The following is a 15,643-nucleotide window of genomic DNA, read 5'->3' as shown; positions in this document are numbered from 1 at the left end:
TCCAGCCCCTGAGTTAGTCGTCGCCTTTAAGTTTTTTACGCTCAACGTACAGCGCTGCCGCTTCACGAACGAAAGCTGCGCAGATCTTTGCCTGATAACGATTGTCGAGATCGTCGGCGATGGCCATCAGCTCGTCTTTCGTTGAGCGGTACGGGCGCAGCGCGTTGTAGATCTCAAGAATGCGGTCGTCAGGTACGGCGGTTAGCTCAGCGGCGCGCTCGAAGTTCATCGCCAGCCTGTCACGTCCGGCGTCTTTGGCGATTTCCGCCTGGAGGCGCAGCGTTTCAGGGGTGATGCGCATGTCTTGCGCCGTCACTTTGTTGCTCAGAACGTTTTCGAGCGTGAAGTCATCCAGGGTTTTGTTGGTTGCGGTTTTTACCCACTCAGGATGTTTATTCGCGAGAGGGTAGTCCGTGACTTTCGCGGTATGTGCTGATGAACTCGCCGTGGTCGGAGTTGCGGACTCTCCCTGCAGGCTGTTCATCCGGCTCAACACATCCCGAACCATCGATTCAATTGCGTCGGTATTCATGGAGTTATCCTTTATCAAAGCGCCACGCGCAGTTCCTGCGGGTTTTTGCCCGTCACGACGTATTTGGTCTCTTTAATGTGCAGAATGGCTGATTTCGCCTGGTACTTAGGACGAGCCATCTGGTCATTCAGCGTCGGGACCGGTTGCGGAGATTCACGTTTGGCATAACGCGCGGCGTTCTTACCAATCTGACGGTAGGTTTCCAGCGTCAGCAGCGGTGCCTGAGGGAACAGCTCCAGGTTAGAAAGCGGCGGTAATCCCTGCTGGTGAATAACCGTGGTGCCTTTTGACTGGATGCCGATAGAGATCCCGGAACCACTCAGACGATTACCTTCCACGGCAACAAACGCCACATCAGAGGATTTAAAGCAGCGGATAACGCGCGCTTTAATGCCTTCTTCTTCAATACCGGCAATCACTTCGCGCAAAATATTCTTGTGCGGAATACCGACGATATTGACGGTTTGTGAGAGCCCAAACGCCGGCCCTACGGCAATAATCACTTCGTCCTGCTGCTGACCTTGTTTGGCTTCGCCAATTTCGGCCAGAAAACTGTCGCCTTGTACCGCTGCAGCCTGTGGTGCGCTAGCCGCTGTCGTTGAGCGGAATGAGACAGGTTTGTCGCTGGTTTGCATTTCAGACAGTACGTCTTCAATTATCTGGCGCAGCAGCTTTTCATTGATTTCCATTTTTCACCCCTTAGCCAAGCTCGTTGGGATCAAGTGCGCCAGGGATGTTTTTAATTTCTTCCCAGCGTTCGCCTTGCAGGCGATAACCTGTTGCCGGACCGGCATAATCGTTGACGTCATTCACTGCGGACAGCACTTGTCCGTCGCCGACGATAATGGCGGAGGTATGCAGATAGTCTCCGGTTAACTTGGCTTTTTGGATGTTGAGCATGTCCTGAGCGACATCGGTAAACCCACCCTGAGCAAGTGCTTTCACCACTTCCAGGCCGTTACGGTTTTTATTGATGATCTCTTGCGCAAATTTGATGTCTTCAACGATGTTACGCTCTGGCATATCTTTTGAACCGTGGGCGTAGGTCGCGGCCTCGACTTCTTCGTCGGTGATTGGCGGTAATCCCATTCCGGCGAATACGGCCTGTAGCGCGCGAGCTGCTTTATTGCGAATGGCGATAACGTCTTCTTCACGCACCGGACGCAGACCACCATCGACTTTCAAATCGCGCTGGATGACGTTGTAATCGTCAAAATCTTCGGCATCCTCGTTGGAACCGGCGAACATGTTGTCGTAGTTCGGAACAGCGGAATAGCCAGATGAAATGAAATCTGTACCCGGCAAGAATTGCATCAGCAGACGCGCAGTACGACGCATATCGGAGTGGGTAAAGGTCTGGTCATTACTGGAGGCGCACTCCAGATCCAGAGAAGAACAGATCAGGTTTTCTGCCAGCACTGCACGAATGCCCGACGGTACAGCGGAAGGCACGCCGATGCAGCTTACGGAACCGTTTTGCAAACCCTGAACGCCAGCCGCCTTGGTGATGTAAATGCAGCGTGCTTCCAGATAAAGCATCGATTTGCCTTCGGCGTAGCCCATCTGAACTTCTGAACCGGAGCCAGAAGTGAAGCGCATTTTCAGGCCGCGTGAGGCATAAGAAGAGGCCAGAAAACCTTTTGACCATGGCGTGTCGTCACCGTCTGTAAAGACAGGTTCAGTACCGTAGACGGAGATGGTTTCTGCATAACAGGTGTGGCCCAGCATGCCGAGTTTCAGCTCGGTGGCCTCTTCCAGAGAACACTGAGTTAACACACCAGGGCGTCCAACCTGCGAACCTACCAGCAGAGCAATCGCGTTAAACGGCGCGTAACGCGCAACAGCAACCGTCGTTTCCTGCTCATCAAAGCCACGCCAGGCACCCTCTGCAGCATCGGCGGCAATCTGTACCGGGTTGTCTTTGACGTTAGTCACGTGCGCTTGTTGAGATGGGGTACGGCGGGCACGCATTTTCTGCATTGCCATCATCATCTCAACAACGTTCATGTGCGAAACCACTTCCACAATTTTCGCTGGCGTCATTGCCGTGGTCAGAGGAACAATGTCCATACGCTTGACGTTGGGGTCGCAAAGCATATTGGCGAGTTTAACCGAGTCCATCGCCATCACCTCTTCAGCGCGAGCCAGGTTAATGCCGTAGCGCGCAATGAAGTGGTCAATCAGATCAAATTCACTGGCGGATTTGCCGTCCAGTTCAGTGACCATTCCGTTGACGATTTTAATCGACGGCTTAGGGTCGTTCGGGCTTTCCATCGCAATGAAGCCTTCTTCGATCCACTCCTTAACGAAGCCGTCCTGATTCACAGGGCGTTTCGCCAGTGCTTCAAATCTTTTCGATCTCATGAATCAGCCTCACTGATATCAGATATAGGACGGACGGTCGTTTTTGGGTTCTGAGCCGAGGGTCGCCAGCACGGTTTTACCGATTTCACGGGCTGAGATGACGGCCTGACGCACAGCCCCAGAGTCACCGGAAATGACCAAAATGGCTTCGTTGCTGAAACTGGTGCCATGGGCAGGGGAGCTGTAGGCCACCACTTCAACATTGGCGGATTTCAGCGCCGTATCGGCCATCAGGACACCAACGGAGGCTGGGGCACCGACGATAACGCCACAGGCACGACCAATTGGCGCACCAAAGGCTTTTTCCAGCGCGTAGCTGGCGCGCGCCGTGTATTGCATTTCGATGTGTCCGGCTTCATTGGCGTATACATCGCCAAAGGTGCGATCCAGCTCTTTCAGCGCAACTTCAATCCCGCGCTTCACGTCAGAAACATCGTTACCGCCTAAGATAATCAGCGAGCCGTGACCTGCGCCGCCTTTGGTATCACGTGGCAACTCGATGCTGACGACTTCAGTATTTGTGGCTTTCACCGCTTCATCAGCGGCCATGATATGTGGACCCGCACCAGTACGTGCGCCAAGGATGCCAATGGAGCGATAACGCTTTTCAAGTTTCATCGCGTCCAGTAAGGCACTGTCTACGTTGGCGATTACCAGACCGACGGTGTCGCCAATCGCAGTACCGACAAACTCCGTTAAACTGCAGCTTTTCTCTGCCATAGCCGTTTCTCGTGTTGGGGGATTATTTTCAGGGATAGCTTGCTGTTCCGGCGTCGCCACGCGAGCAATCACCTGCGCCATGATCTGTTCAACCAGCTCATTGCTGCTCATTAGCTAATTCCCTTCGGTAAGATTTTTTCGACATCGGTGTGAGGGCGTGGGATCACATGTACGGCTTTCACTTCTCCCACGTTGCGTGCGGCGGCGGCACCAGCATCTGTTGCTGCTTTGACTGCGCCGACATCGCCGCGGACAATGACTGTTACCAGCCCCGAACCAATTTTTTCGTAGCCGACCAGCATTACATTGGCTGACTTCACCATTGCATCTGCGGCCTCTATGGCTGCAGTTAAGCCTTTGGTTTCTACCATTCCTAACGCTTCTTGTTGCATAAAGACCTCGCCTGGGTTGTCCCGATTTTCATGACTATAAAAAGAAGCGAGGAAAAAGAATGGCTGACTTGAAAGTATGAGTGAAAAAATAGTGAGGCTCTGGTGATATAAAATTGCTGTTGTTTATTTTATGGTATTGTTTTTATTGATTGTTTTTTGATTTGTTGATGTGATTATTTGGTTATGTTAATTCCAGATTTACACTTTTAGACGTGACAGGTGAAATATCATTTGCTATGCGGTGAAAATGAATTTGTGACGGTTATCTGAAAACATGATTATGCTATTGGCAATATTTTATTATTTCTAAAATCTACAAATAATAGAGGTATCCCCCGTCATCTGGCTTTGTTTAATAAAAGTGATGGCAAGAATTTGCTATCGCAACACGATTTTAAAAGTCATACCGCCCGCAGATTGCCAACAATTTGCCGACATGGCTTTTTATAGTAAGCCTCGAAGTATTCTACTTGCCAGCAAGGAGTCCGCTGGTAAAGACACGAACTCTGCTTAGAAGGTGTCACAATGAACGATTCACTAAAAGCGCAATGCATTGCTGAGTTTTTGGGTACCGGGCTGTTTTTGTTTTTTGGCATTGGATGCCTGAGCGCCCTGAAAGTAGCCGGTGCCAGTTTAGGGTTATGGGAGATCTGCATTATATGGGGACTGGGGATCTCTCTGGCAGTTTATCTGACAGCAGGGATCTCAGGTGCACATCTCAATCCCGCTATCACCATCGCACTGTGGCTGTTTGCCTGTTTTCCTGGCCGTAAAGTGTTGCCGTACTGCATTGCTCAGGTGGCTGGTGCCTTTGGTGGCGCTCTGCTCGCCTATTTGTTGTATGGCAGTTTGTTTATCGAGTACGAAACTGCCCACCAGATGGTACGCGGAAGTCTTGAAAGCCTGCAGCTTGCCAGCATATTTAGTACTTATCCTGCTGCCGCGCTCAGTGTCTGGCAGGCTGCGCTGGTTGAAGTGGTGATTACCTCGATTCTGATGGGGATGATCATGGCGCTGACTGACGACGGTAACGGTGTTCCTAAAGGTCCGTTGGCGCCATTGCTGATTGGTATTCTGGTTGCGGTTATCGGCGCATCCACCGGCCCGCTCACCGGATTTGCAATGAATCCGGCGCGTGATTTTGGTCCTAAATTGTTTGCATGGATGGCCGGATGGGGAGATGTCGCGATGACCGGGGGGCGTGATATCCCTTACTTCATTGTTCCGATTGTGGCTCCCATCATCGGTGCCTGTGCGGGCGCAGCAATTTATCGTTATTTTATTGGCAAAAATTTACCGTGTAATACGTGTAAGCTGGAGGAAAATGAGAGCTAGGTTCACGGAAGAAGTTTATTTTTGAAAGGCAAAAACTGTTTTCGTGATCCGGTTTCCTGAACCGCTGAAAAAGTCTCCCAAGAATGGGAGACTTTTGTTATGTTCGCTAATGACTTTCATCAATGCTCAGGATGGCAGGATGAAAATGAATGTAAATAATATGTTTTATTTATAACAATAAATTAACTGAGAGGTTTTATCATGATTTCTGCGAGTGCCCTGAACTCAGAACTCATTAATAAAATCGCACAGGATTTTGCGCAGGCCACCAGTCTGGCTGTTGTGGTTGTCAATATTCACGGTGATGAAATTTCTGAGCTTTTTAATTTCACCCCTTTTTGCCAGTTGATGCGCCAGCATCCTCAACACAGCACCCGTTGTCGTATGAGCGACCGCTGCGGAGGGCTGGAAGCGTCTAAATCCGATCAACCCTGCATCTATCGTTGTCATGCCGGACTTACCGATTTTTCCATTCCGCTGGTCATTGCGGGACATCTGGTTGGGTTTGTCTTATGTGGTCAGGTGCGCCTAAGCAATGACGTGGGGCTGGTGGATATTCTGAACGTGGACGATCGTTGGCAAGCCGATCCCGAACTGGTGAGTGAATTTCGTAATGTACCGGAAATGGACTATTCGCGGGTTATTGCTTCCGCGGATTTGCTAAAGCTCATTGTAGAAAATTGTCTTAAAAAACAACTGAATTTCGTCGTGATCAAAGACAATCCGCAACAGTCAGAGCCGGTGCGGGCTAATCGTAGTCCGAACCCTCATGACAGTAAAATGAAGAAAGCCTTACGTTATATTGATGCGCATTTATCAGACGAACTGCGTCTGGAAGATGTTGCCTCTCACGTTTATCTCAGTCCTTACTATTTCAGCAAATTGTTCAAAAAATATCAGGGGATAGGATTTAACGCATGGGTAAATCAACAGCGAATGGCGAGTGCCAAAGAGTTGCTTTGTCATAGCGACTGGAGCATTGCCAGTATTGCGCGAAATTTAGGCTTCTCACAAACCAGTTATTTTTGCAAAGTTTTCCGTCAAACGTACCAGGTTACGCCGCAGGCTTTCCGTCAGCAAATAAATGTCATCTCATCTGAAGAGACAGCTTAAATAGCAATAATTTGCTATTGCCGATTTTTGATATCGTACGCTATGTCAGTCATTATAAAATGAAAAATAACTACAGCAGTCAATAAATTGTCGTAGCGCAACAAAATAATAGTATTTGAGGGATAAACTGCACCAGTTTTTATTTTTGTGATGAGATACAGTGTCTGTATGAAAGACTTTCTTTATTCTTTAATGACGCTTTCATTCAAAAAATGAACATATGAATAAACGGGTTGAGGCCATAACATTGGTTGAATGTACCCGGCAAGATATTAAATTGAATTATTGTCATGAGGTCGTGAATTTGCCTCAAGACACAGAGCCAAATTAAATCGGCTCCTGAACTGACAGGTTTGCCACATTTGTGGTAGGGAAGGGGGTGAGAATCCCCCGCAGCCCCCGCTGCTGTGATGCTGACGACCCCGTATAGACCACTGATCGCAAGATTGGGAAGGACGGGCGAGGACGACGCTAAGCCAGAAGACCTGCCTGTCGGTGACTACCAACAACTTCGGTGGGAAGTGGGTTGCGCAGATGCATACAGTCGAGAGACTGGGTATCTATACACCCCTACCACCCTGAACAGGATCAGGGTATGGCGGCCAGTTTTCACGCATTTGTTCTTGCAGGTACCGGTAGCGGCTGTGGCAAAACCACGGTGACGCTGGGCTTGTTGAGCCTGATGAAAAAGCGCGGTTTACGCGTCCAGCCATGCAAAGTCGGTCCTGATTATCTTGATACTGGCTGGCATACCGCGGTGTGCGGCACGGCTTCCCGTAATCTTGATAGCTTCATGCTACCCGCCTCTACACTGAATGCTTTATTTTGCGAGCAGATGCAGCACGCGGATATTGCCGTTATCGAAGGTGTTATGGGGTTGTATGACGGCTATGGTACCGACCCAAACTACTGCAGCACCGCCGCGATGGCGAAACAGTTAGGCTGTCCGGTCATCTTACTGGTTGATGGCAAAGCCGTTTCCACTTCGATAGCTGCCACGGTGATGGGGTTTCAGCATTTTGATCCCAGTCTGAACATTGCAGGCGTGATTGTTAATCGGGTCAACAGCGAAACACATTACCAGCTACTCAAAGTTGCGATTGAGCGTTATTGCTCCGTGCCTGTGTTGGGCTATGTTCCCCGCATGGAGGGCGTCGCGCTCCCTGAGCGTCATCTGGGTTTAGTTACCGCTCGAGAGTCAGTTATCAACCAGCAGCCGTGGCAGGATTTTGCCGCGATGCTGGAACAGACGCTGGATATCGATGCGTTGCTGGCCTTAAGCACGTTAGACAACCTTCCTGTCGGTGAATGGCCCGCACTGCCTGCTGCAGATGCTGGTGCAGGGTTAACGCTGGCCATTGCTGATGACGAGGCGTTCAACTTTTACTATCCGGACAATATTACGCTGCTGGAGCGCACGGGGCTCAATATTGTCCGTTTTAGCCCATTGCACGACACCTGCTTACCCGACTGTCAGATGATTTGGTTAGGAGGCGGATATCCTGAGTTACATGCAGCAGCGCTGGCCGGAAATATCCCGATGCTTGAACAGTTGCGGACGGCGCATCAGCGTGGCGTCGCTATTTATGCAGAGTGCGGCGGGTTGATGTATCTCGGTAGCTCGCTGGAGGACAGCAACGGCGATTGCTGGCTAATGGCGGATATCATTCCTGGGCACAGCAAGATGGGCAAACGGCTGACCCGGTTTGGCTACTGCGAGGCACAAGCCACACAGCAAACATTGCTGGCAACGACTGGTGAAGTCCTGCGCGGGCATGAATTCCACTATTCCGATTTTACCCCAGACATCCCGGCTGTGATGAGTTGCCGCAAGGTGCGTGATGGCAGAACGCTGCAGGTCTGGTCTGGCGGCTGGCAGGCAGGAAATACCTTCGCCAGTTATCTGCACGTTCATTTTGCCCAGCGCCCCGAAATGCTCAATCACTGGCTGGCCGCTGCGAGGAACGCGCTATGACGATACTCGCATGGTGCATTGCCTGGCTGCTGGATTTTATCATCGGCGATCCGCAGAACTGGCCGCATCCGGTGCGCTGGATCGGCAACCTTATCTCCCTAGTCCAGCGAGTCATTCGGCGTTATTGCCATAGCGACCGCGCGCTTCGCATCGGTGGCGCGGTGATGTGGATTGTAGTGGTTGGACTGACCTGGGCTGTGTCCTGGGGGGTACTGGCGCTGGCGCAATCAATTCATCCCTGGTTTGGTTGGGTTGTTGAGGTCTGGATGATTTTCACCGTGCTGGCCGGGCGCTGCCTGGCAAACGCCGCGCAGGATGTAGAACGTCCGCTACGTGCCGGTAACCTGGCCGCCAGTAGGGAAAAGCTGTCATGGATTGTGGGACGTGATACCTCGCAACTACAGCCACAGCAGATCAATCGCGGCGTAGTGGAAACCGTAGCAGAGAACACCGTTGACGGCATTATTGCGCCGCTGTTCTTCCTCTTACTGGGCGGTGCGCCGCTGGCGATGGCCTACAAAGCGGTGAATACCCTTGATTCAATGGTGGGGTACAAACATGAAAAGTACCGTGCTATCGGCATGGTCAGCGCCCGTCTGGACGATGTCGCTAACTTTATTCCGGCAAGACTGAGCTGGTTGTTGCTGAGTGTTGCGGCGTTTTTATGCCGCCAGGACGGCGCACGCGCTTTGCAGATTGGCTGGCGTGATCGCTACAACCATAGCAGTCCAAACTGCGCATGGTCGGAAGCTGCTGTGGCCGGCGCATTAGGTATTCGCCTGGGGGGGCCCAATGACTACTTCGGCGAGCGTGTTGAGAAACCGTGGATTGGCGATCAACAACGAGACATTTCTGTAGACGACATTTCCCAAACGATTCGATTGATGTGGGTAGCATCGACCCTGGCACTGGCGCTTTTTATTGCGCTGCGCTGGCTGTGGCTCGGTGTCGCCTGAGGACAACAAAATGCACTATATCCAGCAACCTCAAGCAATTGAGGCCAAAAGTTTCGACATCATTGGCGAGATTATCAGTGAAACCCGCCCGGATTATCAGTTTGCCAGTCCGTTGCATGAAGCCATCATCAAGCGGGTGATCCACACCACCGCGGATTTCGACTGGCTGGACATTCTGTGGTTTTCCAGTGATGTGCTGGAACAGTTTTGCGCTGCATTGAGTCGCCCGAGCGTGATTTATACCGATACCACGATGGCGCTTTCCGGGATCAACAAAACCCTGTTGGCAAAATTCGGTGGCGAATGCCGCTGTTACATCAGCGACCCACGTGTGGTGCGGGCAGCAAAAGAACAGGGGATCACTCGTTCAATGGCTGCAGTCGACATTGCCGTGAAGGAAGAGGGCGAAAAACTGTTTGTCTTTGGCAACGCGCCAACCGCGTTGTTCCGACTGCTGGAACATGATGCACCTGTCAGCGGTGTGGTTGGCGTACCGGTAGGATTTGTTGGCGCGGCGGAGTCGAAGGACGCCCTGACACAAAGTCATCTACCCGCCATTGCCGCATTAGGTCGCAAAGGTGGCAGTAACGTCGCTGCCGCTATCGTCAACGCCATGCTTTATCACATGCAGGGGGAGCGATGAGCGACCAGTCCTTCGATACGCCAGTGTGGCACAACGGTAAAGCGCTGCGTAAAGGGTACACCACGGGATCGTGTGCGACGGCGGCAGCAAAAGTTGCTGCGTTGATGGTGCTGCGTCAGCATCTGATCCATCAGGTTTCCATTGTGACGCCTTCCGGGGTGACGTTATGCCTGAACGTGGAGTCACCGCATATCGAAGGGCAGCAGGCGATTGCCGCCATCCGTAAGGATGGTGGTGATGATGTGGACGCCACGCATGGGATGCTGATCTTTGCCCGCGTGACGTTAGACGATAGCAAAGAGATCGTCTTACAGGGCGGTGAAGGTGTCGGTACGGTGACCCGTAAAGGGATTGGTTTGCCGGTGGGCAGTTCAGCGATTAACCGGACACCTCGTCAGACCATTGAGTCCGCAGTACGTGAAGCGATTGGACCAAATCGCGGGGCAAGAATTGAGATTTTTGCGCCTGAAGGTGAAGAACGGGCGCAAAAAACCTACAACTCGCGCCTGGGGATTCTGGGCGGTATTTCGATCATTGGTACCACGGGTATTGTTACGCCGATGTCGGAAGAGAGCTGGAAACGTTCGCTATCGCTGGAGCTGGAGATCAAACGCGCGGCAGGGCTGGATCGCGTAGTACTGGTACCGGGTAATCACGGCGAACGTTTTGTGCGTGAACAGATGGGGATCGACACCCAGGTTGTGGTCACTATGAGCAACTTTGTCGGTTACATGATTGAAGAAGCGGTGCGCCTGGGATTTCGCCAGATCGTGCTGGTCGGCCACCCCGGCAAACTTATCAAAATCGCGGCAGGGATCTTCCATACCCACAGTCATATCGCCGATGCCCGCATGGAAACGCTGGTGGCTCACCTCGCATTACTTGGCGCGCCGTTGGAACTGCTGACGTTGGTCAGCGACTGCGACACGACCGAAGCGGCGATGGAACATATCGAAGCATACGGTTTTCAGCACATTTACAACCATTTGGCGAAGCGTATTTGCATGCGCGTCCTGCAAACCCTGCGTTTTACGAAAAACCCCCCGACCTGCGATGCCATCATGTTCTCTTTTGATAATCAGGTCCTCGGCAGCAATCGTCCGGTCGCAGAGATCGCAGAGGAGATGGAATGTTAACCGTTGTAGGGATGGGACCCGCTGGGTTGCATTTGATGACGCCGGTGGCGCGCGACGCGGTTGCAATGGCCGATGTGTTGGTCGGTGGCAAGCGACATCTGCAACAGTTCCCGGATTTTACCGGAGAACGGTTTGCTCTTGGCGCCAATATTCCGGAGCTATTGAGCTGGATAGGCGAACATCAGGCGCGAAATGTGGTGGTACTGGCATCCGGCGACCCGCTGTTCTACGGCATTGGCACGCGGATGGTGGCGCATTTTGGTATTGAAAATGTGCGTATTATTCCTGGTATTAGCGCCGTTCAGTATCTGTGTGCGCAAGCTGGCATTGATATGAATGACATGTGGCTGACCAGTAGCCATGGTCGCAGTGTCTGTTTTGATGAACTGGCGCGACATAACAAGGTTGCGATGGTGACCGATGCGCTGTGTGGCCCACGTGAAATTGCACAGCAGTTGGTTGCCAGAGGCAAAGGACATCGCTGGATGGTGATTGGCGAAAACCTGGCGATGGACAATGAGCGTATCCACTGCCTGCCTGTGAGCAAAATTACAGCCGACTATGACATGAATGCAGTGGTGATCCTCGATGAAAGATGAGCTTTTTCTACGCGGAGAGAAAGTGCCGATGACCAAAGAAGCGGTACGTGCACTCGCCCTCTCAAAACTTGAATTACACCGTGCCAGCCATCTGATTGATATCGGCGCGGGAACCGGCAGCGTGTCGATTGAGGCGGCGTTGCAATATCCAGGGCTGCGTATCACGGCGATCGAGCGTAATCCAGATGCGCTCAGGCTGCTGGACGAAAATCGTCAGCATTTTGCCTGTGCAAACATCGATATTTTTCCAGGGATCGCGCCGATGACGATTGCGGAAAAAGCCGATGCCATTTTCATGGGCGGTAGCGGCGGCCATCTGACCGATCTGATCGACTGGTCAATGCGTCAGTTACATCCCACAGGGCGACTGGTGATGACATTTATCCTTCAGGAAAACCTCAACACCGCGCTGGCACATCTGGACCATCTTGGCGTACAGGGTGTGGATTGCCTGCAACTGCAGGTTTCCTCACTTGCCACGCTGGGTAGTGGTCACTATTTCAAACCGAATAACCCCGTATTTGTTATCGCCTGTCAGAAGGAAGGAACCCATGTCTGAGATTTTTGATCCCCGTAGTGTGTGGTTTGTTGGCGCAGGTCCTGGCGATCGCGAGCTGATTACCCTCAAAGGTTACCGGTTGCTCCAGCAGGCACAGGTGGTTATCTATGCCGGATCGCTGATTAACACTGAATTACTGGAATATTGCCCGGCCGGAGCGGAATGTCATGACAGCGCCGAACTGCATCTGGAGCAGATCCTTGATCTGATGGAAGCGGGTGTGAAAGCTGGTAAAACCGTCGTGCGTCTGCAAACCGGTGATGTTTCCTTATACGGCTCTGTGCGTGAGCAAGGCGAAGAGCTGACCAAACGCGGGATCGACTGGCAGGTGGTGCCTGGCGTTAGCGCATTCCTGGGCGCGGCTGCGGAGTTGGGCGTCGAGTATACCGTACCGGAAGTGTCGCAGAGTTTGATCATTACCCGCCTGGAAGGTCGCACGCCGGTACCGGAACGTGAACAGCTGGAGTCGTTTGCCAGTCACCAGACATCGATGGCGATTTATCTTTCCGTCCAACGCATCCACCGGGTTGCTGAGCGTCTGATTGAAGGCGGTTACCCGGCGGCCACGCCAGTGGCGGTGATCTACAAGGCAACCTGGCCGGAAAGTCAGACCGTGCGCGGTACCCTGGCAGATATTGGCGACAAAGTTCGCGACGCCGGGATCCGTAAAACGGCGCTCATTCTGGTCGGTAACTTCCTGGGCTCGGAGTATCACTACTCCAAACTCTATGCGGCGGATTTTAGCCATGAATACCGTAAAGCCTGAATCACTTGCGCTATTTTGCCTGACCCCCGGCGGTGTTGTGCTTGCTAAACGTCTGGCGGCAATGCTGCCAGTAACCTGTTTCACCAGTGAAAAGCTGCTGGAGGAGGGGTTTATTCCCTTCGAAAACGGCTTTGCGAATACCGCGCGCGAGGCGTTTGCGAATTACTCAGCGCTGATTTTTATCGGTGCAACCGGCATTGCCGTGCGTGTGCTGGCTCCGCTGGTCAACGACAAATTTTGCGATCCGGCTGTGGTGGTCATTGATGAACGTGCCCAGCATGTTATCAGCCTGCTCTCCGGTCACGCTGGGGGCGCGAATGCACTGGCGCGTTATCTGGCGGGTATGTTGGGCGCTGACCCGGTTATCACCACGGCAACGGATGTCAATGATATGGCGGCGCTGGACACGCTGGCGTTTCAGTTAAATGCCCGTATGAATGATTTCCGCTCGGTGGTGAAGATCGTCAATCAGATGCTGGTCAGCAACAAACGGGTTGGTCTGTGGTGGGACGATGAACTGGCGCAGGACGTCAGCCATTGCGACCGCCGTGGATTTATCACGGTGACCGATCTCAATCAGCTTCCTGAACTGGATGCGCTGATTTGTATTACCTTGCGCAACAACCTGCCTGAGCTGCCTGTTGTGCACTGGAAGCTGGTACCGCAGCGAGTGGTTGCCGGAATTGGCTGTCGTCGGGATACGCCGTTCCCACTGTTAGCAGCACTACTGGCACGCCAACTCGAAGCCCAGCGCTTCGACCCGCTGGCGTTAAAAGCAATTGGCAGCATCACGCTGAAAAAAGACGAACAAGGGCTTATCCAGCTGGCCTCCTGTTGCCGCGTGCCTTTCGAAACCTTTACCGCTGACGCGCTGCGTGAGCATGAACACCGTTTTCCAGCCTCATCGTTTGTTCGCAAAACGGTGGGTACAGGAAGCGTTTCCGGTCCTGCAGCCTGGCTGCTGAGCCACGGACAACTGTTAGGCGATACCCTGCGCGAACAGGGCGTCACGATCACTTTGGGAGTTTCACACTGATGTTAAGCGTAATTGGAATTGGCCCTGGCTCGCAGGCAATGATGACCATGGAAGCCGTTGAAGCTCTCCAGGCGGCGGAAATCATTGTTGGTTATAAAACCTACACCCATCTGGTAAAAGCGTTCACCGGCGATAAGCAGGTGATCAAAACCGGGATGTGCAAAGAGATTGAACGCTGTCAGGCGGCGATCGAACTGGCGCAGGCGGGTCACAACGTGGCGCTGATTAGCAGCGGCGACGCCGGGATTTACGGTATGGCCGGGCTGGTACTTGAGCTGGTGAGCAAGCAAAAGCTGGACGTTGAGGTCAGGTTGATACCAGGCATGACCGCCAGTATTGCCGCCGCCTCATTGCTTGGCGCGCCGTTGATGCACGACTTCTGCCACATCAGCTTAAGCGATCTGTTAACGCCGTGGCCGGTTATCGAAAAACGTATCGTTGCCGCCGGTGAAGCCGATTTTGTTATCTGTTTCTACAACCCACGCAGTCGCGGCCGTGAAGGACATCTGGCGCGCGCATTTGAACTGCTTTCCGCCAGCAAGAGCGCACAAACACCAGTCGGTATCGTGAAGTCGGCCGGTCGTAAAAAACAGGAAAAATGGCTGACTACGCTCGGTGATATGGATTTTGAACCGGTGGATATGACCAGTCTGGTGATTGTCGGCAACAAAACCACCTATATACAGGATGGCCTGATGATCACACCACGAGGTTATGTGCTGTGAATTATGGCGATGTACTGGTCATGGGCGGCACCAGCGATGCGCGCATGCTGTGCCAGCAACTGGATGCGGCAAATGTCGCTTACACCCTGTCGGTGGCGACGCCGACAGGTAAGCAACTGGCAGGTGACATCAAAGGTCAGGTTCGTTGCGGGCGTCTGGAGCGCGAACAAATGATTGCCTGGCTGCAGGAAAACCGGACGCGCTGGGTGATTGATGCCTCGCATCCCTACGCCGAGGTGGTGAGTCGCAACATCATGAACGCCTGTGAAGCGGCCGGCGTGCTGTTGAGCCGCTATCAGCGACCTGAACAGTTGAGTGATTTAACTCACCCGCATCTGCACACCGTACAGAGCATCCAGCAAGCCAGCGGGGTTGCGCGGCGCTTCGGTGACCGCGTACTGCTGACGACCGGCAGTAAAGATCTGGCTACCTGGCGCGAAGAGTTACCTGAAAAAACACTGCTGGCGCGCGTCCTGCCTGTACCAGAAGTCATTCAGCAATGCGCGGATCTGGGGTTTGGCGTGGGTGAAATCTTTGCACTGTGCGGACCGTTTAGCGCCGAGTTCAACGCCGCGTTTTATCGCCAGTGTCAGGCTGATGTGGTGATCACTAAGGCATCAGGCGCGGAAGGGGGGTATCAGGAAAAAGTGCAACCCTGTCTGGATGCCGGTATCCCCTGCATCGTGATTACACGTCCGGCACCGTTGGTGACGGGAGAAGAGTTACTGGAAAGTCAGGCTGCCTTTGCGGCGCGTTTAACGCGCTGGCTGGCTGCTGCTTAAGGAGTTAGAG

The 15,643-nt window shown here is 52.8% G+C and carries 17 protein-coding genes and 1 riboswitch; of the genes, 12 read left to right on the top strand and 5 right to left on the bottom strand.

Going from position 1 to position 15,643, the window contains the following annotated elements:
• Positions 1 to 13: 13 nt before the first annotated feature.
• Genes pduE through pduA form a run of 5 tightly spaced genes read right to left on the bottom strand, consistent with a single transcriptional unit; the run spans position 14 to position 4,008 of the window.
• Positions 14 to 532, bottom strand: coding sequence for a propanediol dehydratase small subunit PduE (pduE, locus tag IB196_RS13630; RefSeq protein WP_005128022.1), 519 nt, complete (start codon positions 530 to 532; stop codon positions 14 to 16).
• A gap of 14 nt (positions 533 to 546) precedes the next feature.
• On the bottom strand, positions 547 to 1,221 hold the full coding sequence (pduD, locus tag IB196_RS13625; protein ID WP_188232496.1) for a propanediol dehydratase medium subunit PduD: 675 nt from the start codon (positions 1,219 to 1,221) through the stop codon (positions 547 to 549).
• A 10-nt stretch (positions 1,222 to 1,231) separates the two neighbouring features.
• The gene (gene pduC / locus IB196_RS13620) at positions 1,232 to 2,896 is read right to left on the bottom strand and encodes a propanediol dehydratase large subunit PduC (RefSeq protein ID WP_005128020.1); all 1,665 of its coding nucleotides are present in this window, start codon (positions 2,894 to 2,896) and stop codon (positions 1,232 to 1,234) included.
• Positions 2,897 to 2,914: 18 nt separating this feature from the next.
• Positions 2,915 to 3,727 (bottom strand): propanediol utilization microcompartment protein PduB, encoded by an 813-nt coding sequence (gene pduB / locus IB196_RS13615; protein WP_005128019.1) that lies wholly within the window; start codon positions 3,725 to 3,727, stop codon positions 2,915 to 2,917.
• Positions 3,727 to 4,008, bottom strand: a complete 282-nt coding sequence (gene pduA, locus IB196_RS13610; protein ID WP_003030255.1) for a propanediol utilization microcompartment protein PduA — start codon at positions 4,006 to 4,008, stop codon at positions 3,727 to 3,729. Before pduA ends, pduB begins: the two co-directional genes overlap by 1 nt.
• A 525-nt stretch (positions 4,009 to 4,533) precedes the next feature.
• Here pduA and pduF point away from each other — a divergent pair.
• The 12 genes from pduF (at position 4,534) to IB196_RS13550 (ending at position 15,633) form a co-directional block, all read left to right on the top strand.
• Positions 4,534 to 5,343, top strand: coding sequence for a propanediol diffusion facilitator PduF (gene pduF, locus IB196_RS13605; RefSeq protein ID WP_040231929.1), 810 nt, complete (start codon positions 4,534 to 4,536; stop codon positions 5,341 to 5,343).
• 201 nt (positions 5,344 to 5,544) lie between these two features.
• Positions 5,545 to 6,456 (top strand): regulatory protein PocR, encoded by a 912-nt coding sequence (gene pocR / locus IB196_RS13600; protein WP_005123057.1) that lies wholly within the window; start codon positions 5,545 to 5,547, stop codon positions 6,454 to 6,456.
• 332 nt (positions 6,457 to 6,788) lie between these two features.
• A riboswitch (cobalamin riboswitch) is annotated at positions 6,789 to 6,964 on the top strand.
• A gap of 87 nt (positions 6,965 to 7,051) precedes the next feature.
• The gene (locus IB196_RS13595) at positions 7,052 to 8,431 is read left to right on the top strand and encodes a cobyrinate a,c-diamide synthase (protein WP_188232495.1); all 1,380 of its coding nucleotides are present in this window, start codon (positions 7,052 to 7,054) and stop codon (positions 8,429 to 8,431) included.
• On the top strand, positions 8,428 to 9,387 hold the full coding sequence (gene cbiB / locus IB196_RS13590; protein ID WP_188232494.1) for an adenosylcobinamide-phosphate synthase CbiB: 960 nt from the start codon (positions 8,428 to 8,430) through the stop codon (positions 9,385 to 9,387). Before IB196_RS13595 ends, cbiB begins: the two co-directional genes overlap by 4 nt.
• Positions 9,388 to 9,397: 10 nt before the next feature.
• Positions 9,398 to 10,030, top strand: a complete 633-nt coding sequence (locus IB196_RS13585; RefSeq protein WP_188232493.1) for a cobalt-precorrin-8 methylmutase — start codon at positions 9,398 to 9,400, stop codon at positions 10,028 to 10,030.
• A complete protein-coding gene (gene cbiD / locus IB196_RS13580) occupies positions 10,027 to 11,166 on the top strand; it encodes a cobalt-precorrin-5B (C(1))-methyltransferase CbiD (protein ID WP_005123050.1) in 1,140 nt (379 codons plus the stop codon). The genes IB196_RS13585 and cbiD overlap by 4 nt, the downstream gene beginning before the upstream one ends.
• On the top strand, positions 11,160 to 11,765 hold the full coding sequence (locus IB196_RS13575) for a cobalt-precorrin-7 (C(5))-methyltransferase (RefSeq protein ID WP_040231938.1): 606 nt from the start codon (positions 11,160 to 11,162) through the stop codon (positions 11,763 to 11,765). The genes cbiD and IB196_RS13575 overlap by 7 nt, the downstream gene beginning before the upstream one ends.
• Positions 11,755 to 12,324, top strand: a complete 570-nt coding sequence (locus IB196_RS13570) for a decarboxylating cobalt-precorrin-6B (C(15))-methyltransferase (RefSeq protein ID WP_005123047.1) — start codon at positions 11,755 to 11,757, stop codon at positions 12,322 to 12,324. Before IB196_RS13575 ends, IB196_RS13570 begins: the two co-directional genes overlap by 11 nt.
• The gene (locus IB196_RS13565) at positions 12,317 to 13,090 is read left to right on the top strand and encodes a cobalt-precorrin-4 methyltransferase (protein ID WP_005123046.1); all 774 of its coding nucleotides are present in this window, start codon (positions 12,317 to 12,319) and stop codon (positions 13,088 to 13,090) included. The genes IB196_RS13570 and IB196_RS13565 overlap by 8 nt, the downstream gene beginning before the upstream one ends.
• On the top strand, positions 13,071 to 14,126 hold the full coding sequence (gene cbiG / locus IB196_RS13560) for a cobalt-precorrin 5A hydrolase (RefSeq protein WP_005123044.1): 1,056 nt from the start codon (positions 13,071 to 13,073) through the stop codon (positions 14,124 to 14,126). Before IB196_RS13565 ends, cbiG begins: the two co-directional genes overlap by 20 nt.
• Positions 14,126 to 14,851, top strand: a complete 726-nt coding sequence (locus tag IB196_RS13555) for a precorrin-3B C(17)-methyltransferase (RefSeq protein ID WP_155020908.1) — start codon at positions 14,126 to 14,128, stop codon at positions 14,849 to 14,851. The genes cbiG and IB196_RS13555 overlap by 1 nt, the downstream gene beginning before the upstream one ends.
• On the top strand, positions 14,848 to 15,633 hold the full coding sequence (locus IB196_RS13550) for a cobalt-precorrin-6A reductase (RefSeq protein WP_040231939.1): 786 nt from the start codon (positions 14,848 to 14,850) through the stop codon (positions 15,631 to 15,633). Before IB196_RS13555 ends, IB196_RS13550 begins: the two co-directional genes overlap by 4 nt.
• The last annotated feature ends 10 nt before the right edge of the window (positions 15,634 to 15,643 follow it).

It is taken from the genome of Citrobacter sp. C6_1 (genome assembly GCF_014596835.2).
GTDB lineage: Bacteria > Pseudomonadota > Gammaproteobacteria > Enterobacterales > Enterobacteriaceae > Citrobacter > Citrobacter pasteurii.
Note: the sequence above shows the minus strand (reverse complement) of the source record. Positions and strands in the feature narration are given on the sequence as shown.

What these genes read in the sequence shown, in the direction of transcription:
- pduE (WP_005128022.1), bottom strand. Translation starts at nt 532, where the DNA reads ATGAATACCGACGCAATTGAATCGATGGTTCGGGATGTGTTGAGCCGG.
- pduD (WP_188232496.1), bottom strand. Translation starts at nt 1,221, where the DNA reads ATGGAAATCAATGAAAAGCTGCTGCGCCAGATAATTGAAGACGTACTG.
- pduC (WP_005128020.1), bottom strand. Translation starts at nt 2,896, where the DNA reads ATGAGATCGAAAAGATTTGAAGCACTGGCGAAACGCCCTGTGAATCAG.
- pduB (WP_005128019.1), bottom strand. Translation starts at nt 3,727, where the DNA reads ATGAGCAGCAATGAGCTGGTTGAACAGATCATGGCGCAGGTGATTGCT.
- pduA (WP_003030255.1), bottom strand. Translation starts at nt 4,008, where the DNA reads ATGCAACAAGAAGCGTTAGGAATGGTAGAAACCAAAGGCTTAACTGCA.
- pduF (WP_040231929.1), top strand. Translation starts at nt 4,534, where the DNA reads ATGAACGATTCACTAAAAGCGCAATGCATTGCTGAGTTTTTGGGTACC.
- pocR (WP_005123057.1), top strand. Translation starts at nt 5,545, where the DNA reads ATGATTTCTGCGAGTGCCCTGAACTCAGAACTCATTAATAAAATCGCA.
- IB196_RS13595 (WP_188232495.1), top strand. Translation starts at nt 7,052, where the DNA reads ATGGCGGCCAGTTTTCACGCATTTGTTCTTGCAGGTACCGGTAGCGGC.
- cbiB (WP_188232494.1), top strand. Translation starts at nt 8,428, where the DNA reads ATGACGATACTCGCATGGTGCATTGCCTGGCTGCTGGATTTTATCATC.
- IB196_RS13585 (WP_188232493.1), top strand. Translation starts at nt 9,398, where the DNA reads ATGCACTATATCCAGCAACCTCAAGCAATTGAGGCCAAAAGTTTCGAC.
- cbiD (WP_005123050.1), top strand. Translation starts at nt 10,027, where the DNA reads ATGAGCGACCAGTCCTTCGATACGCCAGTGTGGCACAACGGTAAAGCG.
- IB196_RS13575 (WP_040231938.1), top strand. Translation starts at nt 11,160, where the DNA reads ATGTTAACCGTTGTAGGGATGGGACCCGCTGGGTTGCATTTGATGACG.
- IB196_RS13570 (WP_005123047.1), top strand. Translation starts at nt 11,755, where the DNA reads ATGAAAGATGAGCTTTTTCTACGCGGAGAGAAAGTGCCGATGACCAAA.
- IB196_RS13565 (WP_005123046.1), top strand. Translation starts at nt 12,317, where the DNA reads ATGTCTGAGATTTTTGATCCCCGTAGTGTGTGGTTTGTTGGCGCAGGT.
- cbiG (WP_005123044.1), top strand. Translation starts at nt 13,071, where the DNA reads ATGAATACCGTAAAGCCTGAATCACTTGCGCTATTTTGCCTGACCCCC.
- IB196_RS13555 (WP_155020908.1), top strand. Translation starts at nt 14,126, where the DNA reads ATGTTAAGCGTAATTGGAATTGGCCCTGGCTCGCAGGCAATGATGACC.